Origin of the sequence: Atopobium minutum 10063974, from assembly GCF_000364325.1 — a bacterium.
GTDB classification, from domain to species: Bacteria; Actinomycetota; Coriobacteriia; order Coriobacteriales; family Atopobiaceae; genus Atopobium; species Atopobium minutum.
On sequence record NZ_KB822533.1, the window covers coordinates 1,290,927 to 1,310,203 of the forward strand.

Genomic DNA, 19,277 nt, shown 5'->3' on the forward strand with positions numbered 1-19,277 from the left:
GTTAGTGCCTCACAAGATTGACTTTGAAATCCGCGCTTTCAATCCACGTTTCAATGCGATTTAAATCGTCATTTGTAAGCGATGGATCTCCCTCAATCTCATAATCTCGACCAAGGGACTTATACTTACCGACTCCCAATTTGTGGTAGGGCAGCAAATCAACGCCATCAAAGTTTTTTTGATAGCGATAAGGATGAAAGAAGGCAATAACGGCGTCTATCTCTTCTTTGGAATCATTGACTCCCTTTAAAAGCGGCATACGCACGCGCACGTTATATCCGTTTTCAAGCAGCCACTTGATGTTAGAAAGAATGAGCTCATTGTTTACGCCTGTCCAAAACTTATGTTTGACAGGATCCATCTGTTTGATGTCGTACAAAAACAAGTTAACGTATGGAGCCACCTTCATAAGGGTCTTGAGCGGCGTATATCCACAAGTCTCAACCGCCGTGTGGTATCCCTTTGCTTGGCTTGCCATGCATATGGCCAATACAGCTTCACTTTGTGCCAGGGCTTCTCCGCCAGAAAGCGTAATGCCGCCATCAGACATCCGATAAAAGTCTTCATCCTGCTCAAAGAAGCAGACAAGATCATCAACCGAATAATCTTCTCCCATAATTTGCAGGGCATTATACAGGCATGCTTCTTCACACTGACGACAGCCCGTGCAGCGAACACTACGGTCTACCACATGCTTGCCATCCACCATCTTATGAAGAGCTACGGGACACACCGCAGCACAGGCACCACAATTTACGCAGTTATCAGCCTTGAACATAACTTCATGTTCCCGCAGCTGACTTTCTGGATTAGAGCACCACTTACAACGCAGGGGGCAACCTTTGAGAAAAGCCATAGAGCGAACGCCCGGTCCATCATACATGTTGTACTTCTGTAGATTGAAAATACGTGCGGTACGCTCAATCTTTCCCTGCTGAGATTCCATCTGTCCGTTGCCCCCTTCCTTTTACCTCATCGTTTACCAAGTTACTGACAACTATTAAATCCTGGTAAGCATGGTGCGGCTAATAATCTCGTCCTGAACGTCCTTGCACAGCTCGTTGAAGAATGCGCTGTAGCCAGCAACGCGTACCACGAGGTCACGATGCTTTTCTGGATGGGCCTGTGCATCAATAAGCGTTTCATTGTCGAGATAGTTAAACTGCATCTCGCCATTGCCGAACATCGAAGCCGTGCGCAAAAGGGTAATAAGGCCACGCTCTCCTTCTGGCGTATCGAGAATACCGCTCATAAGCTTAAAGTTATGAACCATACCGATGTTCATAGAGTCATTAGGCAACTTACCAACCGATTTAATAATGGCGGTAGGACCATTGTGGTCGGCACCCTGGCTGGGGCTAATGCCGTCTGACAAGGGCGTCCAGGCCTTACGACCATTTGCAGAAGCACCGGTCATCTCGCCAAAAGGCGTATTGTTAGAGATGGAAAGCGTACCCATGGACATGTGAGAGTACAGCGTCTTATATTTCACATGGATGTGCTCGGTGTAATGCAGAATATCCGCTGCGATATTGTCCGCATAATCGTCATCATTGCCATACTTAGGCGCATTGATGCAATCCTGCTGGATTTTCTCGTAGCCCACAAAGTCTGCCTTCAGAGCCTCATTAAGCTCATCGAGCGTATATTTGTGATCATCAAAAACAAGCTTTTTGATAGCTGCCATAGAGTCGGTATAGGTGCCCAAACCAGTCCATACAACACCTGGACCATAGTTGTACATGGCGCCACCAGAAGAAACATCCCTGCCGCTTTCCATGCAGCCTTCAAACATGATGGACATCAAAGGCTTAGGCGCAACCTCGCGAGCAACACGCTGAGAGATAACAGTGGCAACATCGGTCCACTTCGTGACGTATTGAATGGTCTTTTTAACCGCTGCATCAAACTCTTCGAAGGTCTTGTATTGAGAAAGATCGCCAAGGTCTGGAGTAACCTGCTTGCCATACCACAGGTCAACGCCGTGGTTAAGGGTAAGCTCAATGCACACAGGCCATTGCGTATAAGAGGTGGAGGTCCACTGATACAGGCGGCCAGACTTCTGAGGCTCAACGCAACCCATCATGCAGTAGTCACGAGAGTCTTCAACAGAAATACCCTTAGCAAGCATCATCTTGATGTGGGTGTCATCAAAGTGGCAAGCGGGGAAGCCCATGCCCGAACGAACAAGATCAACGATCTTGCGCATGTAGCGCTCGGGTGACTTGTTGTGAATACGGCACGCAATGGTAGGCTGATAAATCTTTACATGACGGGCAGCATCCATAAGCAGGTAGGTCAAATCGTTGGTAGCGTCAGTGCCCCTGCGAGTCACACCACCTAAAGTCATGTTAATAAAGGGCTGGTATCCTGCAAAGAATTCAGACTGTCCGCGCGAGGTAACCCACATGACCTCACTCAGTTTGATGAGCATACAACCGGCGATATCAAAAGCCTCATACGGAGTGATACGGCCAGCCTTAATGTCTGCCTCATAGAAGGGATACATGTACTGGTCAACACGACCGATAGACATACCGGTTTGGTTTTCCTCTACAGGCAAGAGGGACTCAATCGTAAAGACTGCCTGCATAGCCTCATGGAACGTCCTTGGCTTGTGTGCAGGTACATAGGCAAGAATTTCTGCGATCTTCTCGAGCTCGCTCTTGCGCTTGGGATCATGCTCAGCAGCAGCCTTTTGCAAAGCATACTCACTGAGGCGCTTTGAATAAATCATGACGCCTTCAGTGGTATCAATGACGGACTTGTAGAAGTAGATCTTATCCAAGTCCTCTGGATTGGCGTAATCAAGTTGGGCAAGGTGCTCTTTTGCCTCAGCCTGGATATCGAGCATACCCTTGCGCATGAGGATAACGTCATAACCAGGGTTAGAATCGCCGCCACCACTCATAGCATGGTAGGAGCAGTCAGATACATAGGACTCACCGGAAAGCTCCCAGACACCAGCCTCACGATACTGGTCCTCACAGATCTCATCCTGTGACTTGCCCTCCCAAAATGGGAACAGTACCTCACGACAATAGCGCTTATCCTCATCAGAGATGTAAAAAGGATCCTGAGGACGATCCCCAATGGTATCAAGCTCTTCTTTAAGCCAACGCCACGCAAGATCGGGAGAAAATGCACCAGCACGGGGAGCACCACAGGGAGCACCTACGATAAGCTCGTCATCTTGGATGACCAAGGGAGCCGTTTCGCAGCAGTGACGGAACGCCTTAGCACGCAACTCAATCTTAGGCATGCCTGGGTTTTCCTTCATAATCTCGGTAACCGCACGAGCACGAAACGTAGTAATACTAGGAACTTGCTTGAGGTAGTTATCCTTCAGACGAACATGGCGCTGAGTAGGACCTTCGGGGATCTCGGTAGGTCCGTCTGCTACACAGGGTGTACTGTGCAGTGGTGCGTCCAGCTGATCGGAAACTTTCGCAAACATCTCTCGCACAGCATGCTTTTCCTCAGCACTCATGGTTTTGGTTGCCTCGGAAAGTTCCTTTGCAAACTCCTTAATATCCATCCTTTACTCCTTTTTACTTATCTCTCATGGACTCTAGAAGACCAGAGAACCAATCGATCGATTCCGTGCACTGTTCTTGTGTCACATCAGCCGTGTTACTCAGTGGCTGTACTTCTGTTTTTGTGTTTGGCGTTGTCAGAGTAGGGTGAGTATGTGAACTGATTTGCTTCACCAAGTCCTGCTGGTGCGTATTGCCAGCAACACCTACCTGGCGCTTTCTTACAAAATCACTGTAAGTAACACCCAAACTCGAGGTAGTAGCGTGGTCCCAGCCGGTAATAGTGAGCGTCTTAGGAAGCTCTGTATGACTGCCTATACTGCCCAGAGCAGTACTAACATTTACCAGCACACGGCCAACGGGCTTCTTGAGAATAAATTGCTGAATCACTTCGGGACTATTAGAGAAAATCGACAAGGCATTCCCGTGTCCGCTGTTCAAAATGAGCTCTATGCACTTCTCGCAAGCATCGCGCCAGCTTTCTTCCACATAGTAAGAAAGCACAGGACCATACTTAGCTTTAGAGAAAAAGCTCCGCTCACTCACGTACGGCTTGCGGACGATAAGCACCTTTGTCTGTGCTGGTACCGCAATATTTGCCCTACGAGCAAGGTCTTCGGCAGACTTGGCGATAAGCTCTGGATAGGTCTTACCGTCTGACATAAAAAGCAAGTCACCAAGACGATCGGTTTCACTTTCGTCCAAAAAGTAACAACCCATTTGCCTGAGCGCAGCTTGGAGTTGGCTATCTACCGCCGCTTCTACCACAATAGATTGCTCGACTCCTGGAAGCATGCCATGGCAAAATGATTTACCCCGTACTATCTCTTGAGCACAAGCTGCTATATCAGCCGTTGATTCAACAAAAACAGGATTGTTGCCCAGCGACGCATAATAGACATCCTTGCCATAGGCAGCATAAGGGTGTTCATTGGCATTCTCACGGGAATCTATAATGACACTCACGCAGGGTTGCGAGCACATCCACTGCTCGCCTTCGGGACAACAGACCCGCAAAAATCCCAACGCCTCTTCTGGATAATGGCATGAGCGGGCAATGGAAAGTACATCTTCCATTACACGACAGCAGCTCTCATGTACACGAGCACCAGCCGAAAAAACAATGGGGCTTTTTGAGCGGAGTGCATAAAACAGCTGCGATAGCAGAGTTGGTACGGCAAGCCAATCTGGAAGCAGTGATACAACCACTCCTTTAGACAGATACACCGCCGCAGACTTTGTATCCCAAACAATTTCTTGCACGGGGGTTTGAGCACATACATCATCGAGTACATCCGTAAGGACCCACTCTATGAGCTGAGCTTCTTCTTGGGGATTACCATAGTCGCTCTCATCAAAAGCAAGGTCAGCATACGTACGAGCATTCTGATAAAGACCTTCACGCAAGTGCGTAAGAAAGTCTTCAACCAAAGACAGCGGCAAGCTCTCTAAAGCCTCAACAGACCCGGCAGCATGCTCAAGGAGGATACGCGCCTCCTGAACGGATAGAAGATCATTATCGATAAGAGACACGTGACACCTCCTTTAATACGGCAAGAGCTTCTCGACGGTGTATTTATCAGTGATTTTCTTAAGGCTTGGATGAGGACGAGGGATGACAACAGAGCTGTAAACCTCTGCGCCCAAAGCCTCTACGGCTTTAACGCCTGCAGCTACCGCTGCTTTACAAGCGGCAACATCTCCCTCTACCAAAATGGAGATGTAGCCTGAAGCAGTGTTTTCATAGCCGATGAGCACAACGTCGCCCGCTTTGCACATGGCATCGCCTGCTTCAAGAACCCAAACCAAACCAAAGGTCTCTATAGCGCCCAGTGCATTCATGCCTTCGTTAGCCATAGCTGCCTCCTAGTTGTAATCCACGTCATGAACAGAAACAACGTCACCAACAGGCGGAACAGGACGGCGCATAACGTTATGTGCCGTAAGCGTGCCAATGCTCGATGCGGCTTCACAGCCTGCTTTCACTGCTGCTTCACAGGCAGCTACATCACCTTTAACAATGATGGTTACCAGCGTTGAGCCAATATTCTCGTAGCTGACAAGCTCTGTATTACCTGCTTTAAGCATTGCATCTGCTGCATACAGTGCAGGCACCATACCCGTGGTCTCTATGAGGCCTATGGCCTCTTCTCCCTTATAGCGCATACGTACTCCTCACTACTTGATGTAGGAATTAATGGTGTCTCGCTGCTCGGAGTCTGCAGCATAAAAGACATGCAACTCGCCCTTATCGTCAAGGTCAACACGCGACTCAGCAATCAAGCCGTTTTTCTCGGCAGTCATCAGCGCTTCCTGGACCTTTGTATGCGTGAAGGCAGAAAAACCCGAGTAATCATCTTTGAGTGCCATAAGTACATCGTCGGCACTTGCTTCTGGTACCTCAGTAAAATATTTGAGAATTGCATAGTTAAGTGGACGCATTATGCCTCCTCCTTCTTTCCTAGATACTCAAGAGGATTGATAGCAATAATGACAATGCCAATGATCATGACCAGCGCCGCCGCCCACGCAATTGGCGCCAAGGCATAGCCATCAATGTGCATGATGACGCCTACAATAATCCATGTGGTAAGCGGAGCTACAAAGGTATAGGTACCGTTGCACGCCATACCAAGCGCAGTACCGCACATAGAATTGCCGCGATACCAGCTAGCAAAAGACTTATATGCTGCAAAGCCGGCAACAACAAAGCACAAAATTGTGGGCAAATCGCTCAGGACGCTTCCGATATAGGTAATAGCCTCGGCTATGGGTACGCCACCGATAAGTGCCAACGCTGGAAGCAATACAAACAGCTCTACAAAACCTGATACACACTGGCGAATCGTGATACCAATTTGCGTATCAATCATGCAGCTTGCATATCCCGCAATGCAGCCCTCGGCACCCCAGCCCAAGGCAGCAATAAATGCCAACATAAGGCCAAATCCCAAGTTGTTGGATGCATCGCCCGTAAGACTTGTGGAACCAATCATAAGGCCCGCAAAGACGCAGATAGCAATACCTATGATCTTGCGGGGACCCAGCTCCTGCTTAAAAAGAATGCGAGAAAGAATTGATCCAATTGCAGGGTTAAGCGCCGCAATAGGAACCACAATGGTTCCTGCCTGAGACAGCGCAATGATATAAGCAACCGTTGCAATAGGGCCGCCGACAAGGGCACTTACCACCATAATAATGCCGGGCTTGGTGCGGATGGTACGACCAAAATCCGCAAGCTTGCCCTGCTTTGCCGTGATACCAAGGGCCCAAAGAGCGCTACAGCAATCGTTTATGGCACTTGCCACCGTAGGAAGTATAAAAACCGCCAAAAACCCTGTTGGGTTGACAGTATCTAACCATCCAAGCCATAAACTTGTACTTTCACCTGCTGTAATGAAAGCAGTATAGATGCCATACATAAGGCTTGAGAACAGAGCGATTAAAATACCTTTTCGAAAAAATTCTTGATCAAGACTGCGTTTCTTTTGCTCAGCAGTGCTACTCGCCACCGCAGCTGTAGTTGATGCCATGTGCTACCTCCTACGTGTGATACGACAAATACATGAGCTATTAGCAATGAATAATGACTAGGAAAATTGTCGAGATTAACGCGACGTGAAAGTAAATGAATTCCTCAATTTTGTTTTGTAAATGGCTTTTTTAGAACGGCGAGCGGATAAATTACGCCATTTGCCGATTTATTACTACCATATAACCGCTCTTACGCGAGTAGTACTGTACGAAAGCGGGTGAAATGTTATCTCCACACTATTATTTCCTATACAAATTTTTGAATAAATATCCTAAATATATGTATATAGGAAATCTGGGTATTTTAGAAAAAAAGAATTTTGTTCTGCAAACCCTAAGGTATTACATCTGCTGTATAGTATTTGAAATTTAGCTTAGAAAAAACAGTTGTATAAGCCAAACATTCACGTAATGTCACAGTCATGTATGGGCACCCACATACTAAAAGATGCAGGAAAATAGCCTTCTGGCTCATTTCCCTGCATCTTTTTAGATTCTTTAGTACGTAGCTTTTTGAGCTTTTTGGACTCTTTGACTTTTTTTAGGATCTTTGCTTACATAAGCGTTTATAGCCTTATTCCCATCCATAGCGAGAACAGACAGGCATGAATTCCCCGTATCCTTCTGCTTCCATACGCTCATAAGGGATAAACTTTAGCGCCAAGCTGTCAATACAATACCTCAGACCACCCTGCTCTTGAGGACCATCGGTAAATACATGCCCAAGGTGAGAATCCCCTACACGACTGCGCACTTCTGTTCTTATCATGCCATGGCTGCTGTCCTTATATTCCTTGATAACATCCGGGTCGATCGGACGAACAAAGCTTGGCCAACCACAGCCTGAATTAAATTTGTCTTTGGAGGAGAACAAGGGCTCACCTGTAACCACGTCCACGTAAATACCAGCCTGATGATTATCGTGATACGCTCCAGAAAATGCGGGCTCTGTGCCAGCTTTTTGTGTAACGTCATATTGCTCAGACGTAAGCATGCGCTTGATCTCATCGTCAGAAGGTTTGTAATACCGTGACGCGTCCACCTTAGGTGCAGAAGATGTCTTATCGCCCTTCTCGAGCTTTACATCTTTAAGCGAACTAAAGTCTATGTGGCAGTAACCACGAGGGTTTTTCTTGAGGTAATCCTGATGGTATTCCTCAGCTTGATAAAAGCTCGTAAGCTTTGTAAGCTCTACCGCTAGTTTTGTGCCGTACTTCTTTTCCTCCTCATCAAACACCGGGCGCAGCACAGACTCATCTGCTGCATCCACAAAGTACACGCCTGTTCTATACTGGCTTCCTCTATCATTGCCCTGCTGATTAACACTGAGCGGATTGATAATCTTAAAATACTGTTTAGCAAGGCTTTCCAAACTTACTATCGAAGGGTCATAGCGCACCTTTACGGTCTCAGCATGCCCTGTTTTACCAGTACACACTTCCTCATACGTGGGATTTTCAGTGGTGCCGTTTGCGTATCCTGACACAGCATCATACACGCCTGGAATGCGAGAAAAATACTCTTCCACTCCCCAAAAGCATCCCCCTGCAAAATAAATCTCATGCAAATTATTGGTATCAATGTTTGCCATTGCAGCCTCCTGCTTCTTCTCCAACTCATCATCCTGTGTCTGAGGTGGTTTATGCATCTTGTATAGCACAACACCAAGTACAACCATCGCAGTCACGAGCGCCACCATTATGGAAGCATGTTTGTTCATACCCATACCCCTTATGTCAAGCTACTAAGGATTTTTTCCAGCTCATCCGTAGGGACATCGCCAATGCGTTTATCGACAACCTCGCCCTGAGAGTTAATAAAGACAGAGGTTGGATACGCTTGTATGTCAAAGGCCTTGAGTAAGGTGCCAGAGCTATCCATCAAAATAGGAGCCGTAAGCTTTTGCTTGGTAGCCCAGTTCACAATTTGATCTTCAGAAAGTTCCGATCCAATTTCTGGCGAAAGCACCGAGGTAACCGTTACATCACCTTTCTTTTCATGCTCGGCAGCCAGGCGAGAAAACTCATCAAGACCGTTGAGACAAGCGGGACACCAGGTGGCCCACATCTTTACATACGCCGGCTTTCCCTTAAGGGACGCAAGCGTAAGAGTCTTGTTATCCAAGGTTTTAAGCGCCGTTTGCTTCCAGCTGTCCGTAGCTGGCATGGTTGTATCGTCATTCATAGCATCACCTTGCTGGTTTGTAGCATCACTGCGCTGCTCAGTTTGAGAACTCTGAGTAGAGCTTGCAGAGCTGTTCGTATTTTTTAGAGACATACCAAGACCGGTTGCTTGTGAAACCAGCAGCCATGCACCGACAAGGGCAATGCACACGCCGCCAATCTTTTTGAGAAGCTCACTGTACTTGTTAAGCTGACGCACTTTTTCCATAAGCACAGAAGAACCCAATGCAAGCAGAGCAAAAGGTAGTGATAGGCCCAAAGCGTACACCACCAAAAGCAGACCTCCCCACACCGCATTACCCTGTTGAGCTGCAAAGGCCAGCACCGATGCAAGGATAGGACCAATGCACGGCGTCCAACCAAATGAAAACGCAAGACCCAGCAAAAAGGCGCCACCCGCATGCCTGGCATCAATGTGCTGCATATCCATGCGCTTCTCGGTATCAAGCGCTGGAATAACGAGAACCCCTGCAAGATGCAGGCCAAACAAGCAAATAACAAAGCCCAAGCTCAGTGAAAAAAGTGGATTTGCCAGTATGCCACCTAAAAACCCTGCTCCAAAGCCCAGGGCAAAAAAGCTTATCGAGATACCCATGATAAAAGCAAGGGTATTTGCAATACGTCGCTGAACCACCAAGGCGGTTTTGCCATCCTCAGTAAGCAACAGCCCAATATATACGGGGAGCACGGGCAGGATGCAGGGTGAAAAAAATGAAAGTACTCCCGCTATCAATGTTGATGCAATCATTCCAATGTCAGCCATACAAGCCCTTTCTCAATACCCTTCTTGCAGACGATCGTTTGCGGTGCCTGTGAAACTAGGCTTTATTGTGCCGTTTTAATCCAGCAAGTCTGCGCTCATAAAAGACTCTTCAGGATTCTTCAGAAATAGCTGGGTAGAAAACGGACCTCTTTTAGAAAGGGCGCTTTTAGGAAGCACTACTTGTAGAAAAACTACTTGGAACAAAAAGCTCTAAAAAGGGATAGTAATCGTGGCACGGTAGTGTTGGGTATCCTGGGTAGTAGCAAGCTTCCAACCACAGGACGAGAAAAGCTGGGCAGTACTCGCGACACCCAAGCCGGTTCCTGCTGTTGTTTCAATCTCAGGTGCAGGGGTATTGACTATGGACACCACTGCAGAGGCATCCGAGCACGAACAGCGTATATATACGGGTTCTGTCCTCAGCGCATGCTGTACCACATTTGAGAAAAGATTAGAAAATGCCCGCTGCAGCACACTTTGATTTACCGTAACCTGTTTTGTACAATTTGCAGGCAGACCCTCATACACAACATTAAACTGTGCACTCTCAAGTTCAAGGATGCCTTCATTCAAAATCTCGGTAAGCACCGCTTGGCAGGACTGCAGGGTTTTTTGACTTTTCTCGGCAGGCATGGTATCAGGAGCGCAAGTATCCGCATCACCCGCATGCTGTTTTAAGACATAGTCAAACAAATCGTCGGAGAGTTCCTTAAGTTGGTAGGCCTTCTCACGGCTGCTTTGCAAATAGCGCTGAGCATCCTGTTTGTGAGCATACTTTCCCAGCACCAAGATATCGAGATACCCAATGAGTGCGGTAAGCGGTGAGCGCAAGTCGTGGGACATTTCGGTTACCAACTTATACTCCCGATTGCGCATACGCTGCTCTTCTAAAAGGCGCTGACGTATTGCCAGCCGCATGTCATCGATGCTTTGCGCTAAACTTCCCAGCTCATCATTGCCTTTAACACTGATTGCGTGGTCAAGCTCTCCCCCTTCAAGAAGGCTGAGCTCATGATCGAGTAGTCGAATGTAGTTGACAATGCGGCGCATGAGCAAAAGCAAGCTAAGGATACACACCACAAAGCCCAGCACTATCGCAAGAATCGTAGCAATAAAGCGCCCCTGCGCACTGGCGTTGTAATAAAACACTGCCGATGCTTCCCCATCAGAAAAAGTGATGGGATAGGTCTTTTGCCACTTTTCCATATCTCCACCCGAAACCTTGAGTGACGATATATCCGTGCTCATGTTTGAGTCGTATACGGTCATGCCTTCTCGATAGATCTGCAAAGCCACATACCCCGCATTTTTAACCCATGTGTCCAAGGCCTGCTTATCAGAGATGGAAATGTTTTTCTCGGTTACGTAGCTTTGGAGTGCCTGGGCATCTTGCTCAAGCCGCTGGCAATAGACGCACTCACGTGAAAAATAGTCATTAAGCACAGAGGAAGCACCAACGTACACCGCAAAAGAGGAACAGATGCCACAGAGCAGCGCTATGGTTACATATCCCACCAAACGCCAGCCCAGTTTACTGCCGGTGTGGGGCACAAAGCGCTTAGACTGTTTGGCAAAAGGGTGACGGTGCGACGTTGTGTTTGTATCGTTAGCCAATGGTATAACCTCTTCCCCAAACCGTACGGATATAGCGAGGATTCTGAGGGTTATCGCCCAACTTTCGCCGCAGATTTCTAATGTGCACCATAACGGTATTAGCAGATTGCTCTAAAAATGGCTCGTCCCACACTGCCTCATAGATCTCGCGTGCCGAGAAAATCGTGCCTCTATGTTGTGCCAGCAACAACAAAACGGAAAACTCAAAATCCGTCAGCGCAATGGCGCCCGCAGGACCAAAAACATGACGACCACTTACATCAATCGTTATATCTCCTACCGTAAGTTTTGTTCGCTGCGTCTGCGCCGGAGAGCCACCGTAGCGATGGTAGCGACGCAACAGCGCATTAACGCGTGCCAGCATCTCAATTGCCGAGAAGGGCTTTGGCAGGTAATCATCCCCACCTGCAACAAATCCACGTACTTTATCGGCATCCTGCGAGCGAGCGGTGAGAAAAAGCACCGGAGTATTTGACTGTTCTCGTATACGCTTACACACGTCAAGGCCGGACAAACCCGGCATAAGAACGTCAAGAATAATGAGGTCAAAGCCCATATTTGTCTCAAAGAGCTGCAGTGCTTCCACACCATCTACCGCCGTATGCACGGCATAGCCTTCACTCTCAAGCAAAACACACACAACCTCGCGTATGTGCGCGTCATCATCGGCTAATAAGATATGTGCTTGCATGGCTAAACCTTCAGTGAGCAAATAACGAGCAAACAGGATGAGAAAACCATCTTGGTAAACAACTGTTCATAGTATAGCGTGCCTTATAGCACAAACCTCGCCTTCAGTTGAGCAAACAAGACTCACATGAAGACGAGGTTGACGGTAACAAAAGTAAAGATTGGTATAACGTATAAGACGGCTAGGAGACGCAGCGTATTAAGCGCCCAGATATGCCTGTTGAACGCGCTTGTCATGCAAAAGCTCATCCGCATCGCCGCTCATAGAAACACGACCGGTCTCCAAGACATAGGCGCGATTGGCAATAGACAGCGCCATTTGAGCATTTTGTTCTACCAGCAAGATGGTTGTACCTTGCTCGTTGAGACTCTTAATAATGTCAAAGATCTCCTTAACCAACAGTGGTGCCAGACCCATGGAGGGCTCATCGAGCATAAGCAATTTAGGCTTTGACATGAGTGCACGACCCATAGCCAGCATCTGTTGCTCACCACCAGAAAGTGTACCTGCAGATTGATGCAAGCGCTCGCGCAAGCGAGGAAAACGTTCGTAAATCATGGTAAGGGTATCGTGCGTTTCTGCTTCATCACGCGTAAAGGCGCCCATCTCGAGGTTTTCTTTCACACTCATCTGTGTAAATACATGACGACCTTCTGGGCATAAGGCCATGCCCCGCGACGTAAGTTTATGGGTAGGGATACCAACTAAAGACTCGCCCTCAAATTCAATAGAACCACAGCGAGGATGGAGCAGGCCTGCCACCGTATTAAGGGTAGTGGATTTACCTGCGCCATTAGCGCCAATAAGGGTTACGGTCTCCCCTTCTTGGACTTCAAATGAGATACCTTTTACCGCATGGATGGAGCCATAATACACGTGCAAATCGTTTACCGTAAGCATTGCCATAGTGCTTACACCTCCTCCTGCTTGCCCAAATAGGCCTCAATAACCTGAGGATTATTTTGGATCTCTTCCGGCGTTCCCTTAGCAATAACCTTGCCGTAGCTCAAGACCACAATGCCTTCGCAAATGCCCATGACCAGATCCATGTCATGCTCAATGAGCATAACGGCAATCTGAAAACGCTCACGAATAGCCAAAATATTATCCATGAGTTCAGAGGTCTCAGAAGGGTTCATACCAGCGGCAGGTTCATCTAGCAGCAGCACTTTAGGGTTGGTTGCTAAAGCGCGTACAATCTCTAAGCGTCGCTGAGCACCGTAGGGCAAAGAGCCTGCGGGAGTATCCGACAGAGCCTGCATATCAAAAATCCCCAGCAGCTCCTGAGCCTTGGTGTGAAAATCACGCTCAGACAACCAGTGTCGCGGAAGACGAAAAATACCAGAAAACATGCCGCTCTTAACCTGATTATGCAGACCAACCATAACGTTTTCCTCAACCGTCATGGTTGAGAACAAGCGGATATTCTGAAACGTACGAGCAATGCCCAGCTGAGAAGCCTTTGCGGGACCCATACCAGCCGTATCGGTACCATCCAGCATAACGGTGCCGCGCGTAGGCTGATACACCTTGGTAAGCAGATTAAAAACTGTGGTTTTACCAGCACCATTAGGACCAATTAAACCAGCAATCTCTGTCTTGCCAACGGTAAGATTAAAGTCATCTACCGCATGCAGGCCACCAAAATCAATGCCCAGATGACGGCACTCCAGCGCAGGCGTTTCATACAAATCACGCTCAGGAACAATACTATCCGACGGAAACGGAACCATCTTAGTCTTTACACGGCGCTTACTAACCACGTGTATCGCCCCCTTCCACACCGGATACAACGAGCTCATCTTCACCCTTATGCAGCACTTTATCCCGTATCTGATACAGCCAACTCTTCAGGCGCTCATTGTTACCAATAAGCATGGTGGCGATAAGCACAACGGCATACATCAACAAACGATAATCGGACAAGGAGCGCAGAGCTTCGGGCAAGACGGTAAGCAAAGTAGCAGCGATAATAGAACCGCGTACCTTGCCCATGCCACCCAAAACAACAAAGACCAAAATCATAATGGAGAGGTTAAAATCAAACTTCTTTGGCACAATGGACGAGAAGTTCATGGCATACAAAGCTCCTGCCATACCAGCCAAGGCAGCAGAAACAACAAATGCCATCAAACGATATTTAGTTACGTTAATACCAACGGACTCTGCAGCAATGCGGTTATCGCGCACGGACATAATGGCACGTCCCGAGCGAGAATTCTTAAGATTAAGCACAACCATCAAACAAAACAGCACCAGTAAAAAGCCCATCATAAAGGTGGATGCCTTGGGAATGCCGGCAGCTCCCTGCGGACCATTGATCAAAATGGTACCGCCTTCCATGCCTAAAGCCTTGGTAGACTGCAATGAGAAGTGCAAGCCAGCCTTATCCATACCTACATACAAATTATTGAGCACATTTTTGATAATCTCGCCAAATGCAAGCGTTACAATGGCCAGATAATCACCGTGCAAGCGCATAACGGGAATACCGATAAGAACACCCGTAAGGGCCGCTAACATACCAGCCACGATGATGGCAATGACCAGACGTACCACAGGACTTGCCACCACAGCAGACAGAGACGTCATAACAGCAACGCCACTAAAAGCGCCTACACTCATAAAGCCTGCATGCCCCAAGCTGAGCTCCCCAGAAATACCAACCACCAAGTTGAGAGAGACCGCCATAACAATGTAGGCACAAATGGGCACCATCATGCCTGCCAGTGAGTGAGATATTGCCTTTGAAGAAATCAAACCCTGTACTATAAAAAAGGCGATAATAACGAGCGCATAGGTCAGCAGGTTATCTTTACCCGTACGGGACATCTTTTTAAAGAAATTCATGCGCTACACCTTCTCGTGAATTGTCTTGCCCAGAAGGCCGGCGGGTTTAACAAGCAGAACAATAATCAAGACAGCAAAGACAATGGCATCGGAAAGCTGTGTGGAGATATACGCCTTAGCAAAAATCTCAATGATACCCAAAAGGATGCCGCCCAACATAGCGCCTGGTATGGAACCAATCCCACCTAAAACAGCAGCAACAAAAGCCTTGATGCCCGGCATCTGACCGGTGGTGGGCATGAGCGTGGGATAGGCAGAACACAGCAATACGCCCGCAATAGCAGCCAAACCAGAACCAATGGCAAATACCATAGAGATGGTTGAGTTAACGTTAATGCCCATAAGCTGTGCCGCTGCTTTGTCCTCAGACACCGCACGTATAGCCTTGCCCATCTTGGTACGTGTAGTAAAAAAGGTAAGACCTACCATGATTAAAATGTTGGCCAAAACGGTAACCAGAGAAACAGCACTGATAACCAGCTGACCACCAAAGAGCGTAACGGAAGGCAAGGTAATGACCGATACAAAGGACTTAGGATCAGACTTCCAGATGATCAATGCCAAGTTCTGGAGCAAATAGCTCACGCCAATAGCCGTGATAAGAACATCCAAAGACGGTGCATTACGCAAAGGTTTATAAGCAAGTTTTTCTACCACGATACCCAACAGGGTACACACGACAATAGAAATGAGTACCGCAATAAGTGGATTAAGACCTAGGTATGCCATAGTGCAATAACAGGTATATCCGCCCACCATGATCACATCGCCATGTGCAAAGTTAAGCATTTTAGCAATGCCATAAACCATGGTGTAACCCAGCGCGATGATGGCGTAAATACTACCCAACGAGATTCCATTTACCAGGTTGGAGATAAATCCCATCCCGCACTCCTCTCTACATATATGCTGCTCTACTCATGCAGCGAGGTATTTACGTTTTATCTTATGAAGCAAGCATGTAACAAATTTGTTGCACAGTATGAGAAGCGGAGACTGCAAAGAGGCAATCTCCGCTGTTCAAAAGGCTCTTACGTGAAACTACATTCCCACGTAAGCGCCGTTTTTAATAACCATACCCTTGGGCTGCTTGGAAACTTCGCCGGTATCAGACCAGGTCATACCAGTACCCGTCAAGCCATCATAGGTAAAATCGGATGAGGTAATGGCTTCAATCAGCTTGTCGCACATATCCGAGTAGGGCATATCTGCAGTAACGCCGCTCTTCTCGATAGCCTGCTTGATTACGTACAGACAATCGTACGCGTCGGCAGCAAACTGATTAGGCGTTCCACCATACTGCTCTTTGTAGGTCTTTACAAAGGTTTGGGTCTTCTCGTCCGTTGCATCTGCCGTAAAAGGAGTAAGCAACATAACGCCCTCTGCTAAAGAGGTATCAAATCCCTCAAGGGTGAGCAGACCATCTAAGCCGTCAACACCAAAGAACTTGGGAGCATAGCCCATCTGGTTTGCCTGCGTCAGGATCAGGGAAGCAGGCTGGTAATAGATGGGCAAAAATACGAGATCTGCCTCGGCGGACTTAGCCTTGTTGAGCTGTACCGAGAAGTCCGTTGCGGAGTCATCCGTAAACGTAGACTCTGCCACTACGGTCAGGCCAATCTCCTTAGCTTGAGACATAAACTTCTTATACACGCCTGTGGAATAGGCATCGGAATTGTTGTAGATAACAGCGATCTTGGTACCCAGCTGCTGGTCACTCACATATTTTGCCGCAGCGGTTCCCTGGTTAGGATCGGTAAAGCACATCTGGAAGACGTTCTTTTTGCGCTGTACGGACACGTTGCCGTCTACATCTGGCTGACCACCAATAACGTCTACCGCAGAAGCGGACGGCGTCAGCTGAAACAAATTGTCTGAGCTTGATTCTGAGGTAACAGCAATGGTGGGAGCTGTGGTAGTACAGCCTGCCAAGATTTGCATACCCCAGTCCTTGAGGTTGTTATAGGCGTTGACGGACTTCTCAGAGTCGTTCTCGTCATCCTGATAGTTAAAATCAAATTTTACGCCGTCACCCTTATTGATCTCATCGATAGCAATCTGAGCACCGGCTTTGGTAGCATTACCATAAATAGCGGCTGCACCAGTAACGGGACCGATAGAGCCAACCTTAAATGCACCGCTAGTATCTGCAGCAGAGCCACCCTGAGAAGAGCAACCAGCCAAACCCGTAATGCTAATGACGCTCGAAGCCCCAACTAGTTTGACGAAATTCCTTCTTGATATAGTACTAAAATCCATCTCTTCCTCCTTCGAACGTCGAGTACACTCCTTATAAGTGCGCAGCTGACATTTTTAAGCCAAAACAGCTTGAAGTCATTAACAATACGGATTTTGAAACAATCACGTAACCAATACGATACATACGCTGTAATAAAACCCGTCAAATGCAGCTTATAAGGTCTTTTGTGCTATCAACTGATGCGTAAAGAGGGGATGTACCTGCCTAAAAGTGTACGAATCATGTGCGCTTCTGGGAACTTACATGCCAGTGCAATACCAAAGCTGATCAAAAGTGAAGGCAAGCCGCCCACCAATATGACGAGCAGAGCATGGAGGGTGCTGGTGAGAAACCCTGTTTGAATAGCCGCGACCACCACAAGGACACCTACCAACGAGCCTGCTAACCCCACGAGTATGGAACGAATGCAGGAGGTAAAAATACCTACCAAACCAATGCCGTGCAACTGCTTGCGCAGACTCCAAAACGTAACCACATCCACCACTATAAAAAATACCAGTGAGCTCAGAGCAACGTTCATAAGACCAAAGCGCTCGGTAAACAACAGGCACTGTGCTACTTGGATGCCACTGGCCACAATAGAAGACCATGCCAAGACGCCCATCTTACGCAAAGACGAACACACCTTTTGTAGATAGGTGCACACACCATAAAGGGGCAACGCCACGGATAATGCCGCCAAGTATTCTGCCACGTACCTAAGATCCTGCGCATCAAATCGCCCTGAACCAAAAAGCATGGATAAAGGACGGGCAAACACTATCAGATACATGGCAAAGGGAATGAGGAAAAACAAAATCTGCCTCGTACCACCGGACACACCGCGCTTATACTCATCCATATTATTGTGAGCCACGGCTTCCGAAAGCTCTGTAAACATGGCGGTAGTAATGGGGATTGCCAAAATGGCATAGGGCAAGGTATACCACAGACGTGCATAATACGCGATAGAAGCACCGGTTGCCATAACGGACAAGACACTCGACGTTTGTACGGAATAGGTAACAAAGTTGCAGCCCGTTAGCACCAGCGAAGGGATACCAATAGAAAGGGTTTCCTTAATGCCGGGATCTTTGAGATCTACATAAGGACGGATGCGTACACCCATCTTGCGCAATGCTGGAATTTGAATGACTACCTGGACAGCCACACCTAAAGGATTGCCAATTGCCAAGCACAGCAGTGCCAGAGTAGGATTGGTCTTTTGCAGCACGGCATACAGCACAAAGGAAGCCGTGCAGATAAAGTTATTAAAAATAGGAGCCGCATTACTCCAAAAGTATTCTCGTTCTGCGTTGAGAATACCTGACAAAATGGACGATAGAGCGTACAGTACAACCTCAATAACAAAGAACCTAAAGAACAGCGTTGTAAGGTTCACATCAAAATCTGCTTTAGCACTAAAAGACTGCGTCCAAATAACTTGACCTGCGCCTATGAACCCCAAAAGTGCAACGGCGCCCATAAGCAGCACGACTAGCGATGTTAAATTGGAAGCATAGGCATTAGCGCCCTCACGTCCAGCTTTCTCTTTAATAGACATATATACGGGCAGAAATGCGGTAATAAGCATGCCTCCCATAACCAATTCGTACAGTTGGTTGGGCAGATTATTTGCTACGGTATACGCACTTGAAATAATGGTTACACCCAACGCATATGCCTGCCCCCAGGTACGGAAAAACCCTGTAATACGACTTACGATAACCAAGCCACTCATCAAGGCTGCAGATCTACCAATTCCAGCAGTTGAATCAAGCGTGGAGCTAGAAGTGGTGGAGTCCTCAGAAGCAGCAGCAGCGTTCTGGGAATTTGATGCGTCCATCATGTGCTTGGGAGCCTGCAT

At 47.7% G+C, this 19,277-nt stretch carries 17 protein-coding genes; all 17 read right to left on the minus strand.

The genetic code is table 11. The annotated features are described in order from the left end of the window. Position 1 precedes the first annotated feature (1 nt). Complete coding sequence (gene cutD / locus HMPREF1091_RS06015) at positions 2-946, minus strand: choline TMA-lyase-activating enzyme (protein WP_002563916.1); 945 nt, start codon at positions 944-946, stop codon at positions 2-4. Between the two features lie 54 nt (positions 947-1,000). Then, a complete protein-coding gene (gene cutC, locus HMPREF1091_RS06020) occupies positions 1,001-3,538 on the minus strand; it encodes a choline trimethylamine-lyase (RefSeq protein WP_002563917.1) in 2,538 nt (845 codons plus the stop codon). Positions 3,539-3,551: 13 nt separating this feature from the next. Continuing rightward, the gene (locus tag HMPREF1091_RS06025) at positions 3,552-5,069 is read right to left on the minus strand and encodes an aldehyde dehydrogenase family protein (RefSeq protein ID WP_002563918.1); all 1,518 of its coding nucleotides are present in this window, start codon (positions 5,067-5,069) and stop codon (positions 3,552-3,554) included. A gap of 12 nt (positions 5,070-5,081) precedes the next feature. Next, positions 5,082-5,393, minus strand: coding sequence for a BMC domain-containing protein (locus HMPREF1091_RS06030; protein ID WP_002563919.1), 312 nt, complete (start codon positions 5,391-5,393; stop codon positions 5,082-5,084). 9 nt (positions 5,394-5,402) lie between these two features. Beyond that, positions 5,403-5,702 (minus strand): BMC domain-containing protein, encoded by a 300-nt coding sequence (locus HMPREF1091_RS06035; protein WP_002563920.1) that lies wholly within the window; start codon positions 5,700-5,702, stop codon positions 5,403-5,405. Positions 5,703-5,714: 12 nt separating this feature from the next. Next, positions 5,715-5,978: a hypothetical protein gene (locus HMPREF1091_RS06040; RefSeq protein WP_002563921.1), complete on the minus strand. Its 264-nt coding sequence runs from the start codon at positions 5,976-5,978 to the stop codon at positions 5,715-5,717. Further along, entirely contained in the window at positions 5,978-7,069 is a 1,092-nt protein-coding gene (locus tag HMPREF1091_RS06045) for a hypothetical protein (protein ID WP_002563922.1), read from the minus strand. The genes HMPREF1091_RS06040 and HMPREF1091_RS06045 overlap by 1 nt, the downstream gene beginning before the upstream one ends. A 575-nt stretch (positions 7,070-7,644) precedes the next feature. Next, positions 7,645-8,790: a peptide-methionine (R)-S-oxide reductase MsrB gene (msrB, locus tag HMPREF1091_RS08620; RefSeq protein WP_002563923.1), complete on the minus strand. Its 1,146-nt coding sequence runs from the start codon at positions 8,788-8,790 to the stop codon at positions 7,645-7,647. A gap of 11 nt (positions 8,791-8,801) precedes the next feature. Beyond that, entirely contained in the window at positions 8,802-10,016 is a 1,215-nt protein-coding gene (locus HMPREF1091_RS06055) for a cytochrome c biogenesis protein/redoxin (RefSeq protein WP_002563924.1), read from the minus strand. A 210-nt stretch (positions 10,017-10,226) separates the two neighbouring features. Further along, positions 10,227-11,630, minus strand: a complete 1,404-nt coding sequence (locus HMPREF1091_RS06060) for a HAMP domain-containing sensor histidine kinase (RefSeq protein WP_002563925.1) — start codon at positions 11,628-11,630, stop codon at positions 10,227-10,229. Further along, positions 11,623-12,321 (minus strand): response regulator transcription factor, encoded by a 699-nt coding sequence (locus tag HMPREF1091_RS06065; protein WP_002563926.1) that lies wholly within the window; start codon positions 12,319-12,321, stop codon positions 11,623-11,625. The genes HMPREF1091_RS06060 and HMPREF1091_RS06065 overlap by 8 nt, the downstream gene beginning before the upstream one ends. A gap of 198 nt (positions 12,322-12,519) precedes the next feature. Further along, on the minus strand, positions 12,520-13,227 hold the full coding sequence (locus tag HMPREF1091_RS06070) for an ABC transporter ATP-binding protein (RefSeq protein ID WP_002563927.1): 708 nt from the start codon (positions 13,225-13,227) through the stop codon (positions 12,520-12,522). 5 nt (positions 13,228-13,232) lie between these two features. After that, entirely contained in the window at positions 13,233-14,054 is an 822-nt protein-coding gene (locus HMPREF1091_RS06075) for an ABC transporter ATP-binding protein (RefSeq protein ID WP_231289404.1), read from the minus strand. 22 nt (positions 14,055-14,076) lie between these two features. After that, positions 14,077-15,171, minus strand: coding sequence for a branched-chain amino acid ABC transporter permease (locus tag HMPREF1091_RS06080; RefSeq protein WP_002563929.1), 1,095 nt, complete (start codon positions 15,169-15,171; stop codon positions 14,077-14,079). Between the two features lie 3 nt (positions 15,172-15,174). Then, on the minus strand, positions 15,175-16,056 hold the full coding sequence (locus tag HMPREF1091_RS06085) for a branched-chain amino acid ABC transporter permease (protein WP_002563930.1): 882 nt from the start codon (positions 16,054-16,056) through the stop codon (positions 15,175-15,177). A 156-nt stretch (positions 16,057-16,212) separates the two neighbouring features. Then, complete coding sequence (locus tag HMPREF1091_RS06090) at positions 16,213-17,430, minus strand: ABC transporter substrate-binding protein (protein WP_002563931.1); 1,218 nt, start codon at positions 17,428-17,430, stop codon at positions 16,213-16,215. Positions 17,431-17,603: 173 nt separating this feature from the next. Further along, positions 17,604-19,277 (minus strand): murein biosynthesis integral membrane protein MurJ, encoded by a 1,674-nt coding sequence (gene murJ / locus HMPREF1091_RS06095; RefSeq protein ID WP_002563932.1) that lies wholly within the window; start codon positions 19,275-19,277, stop codon positions 17,604-17,606.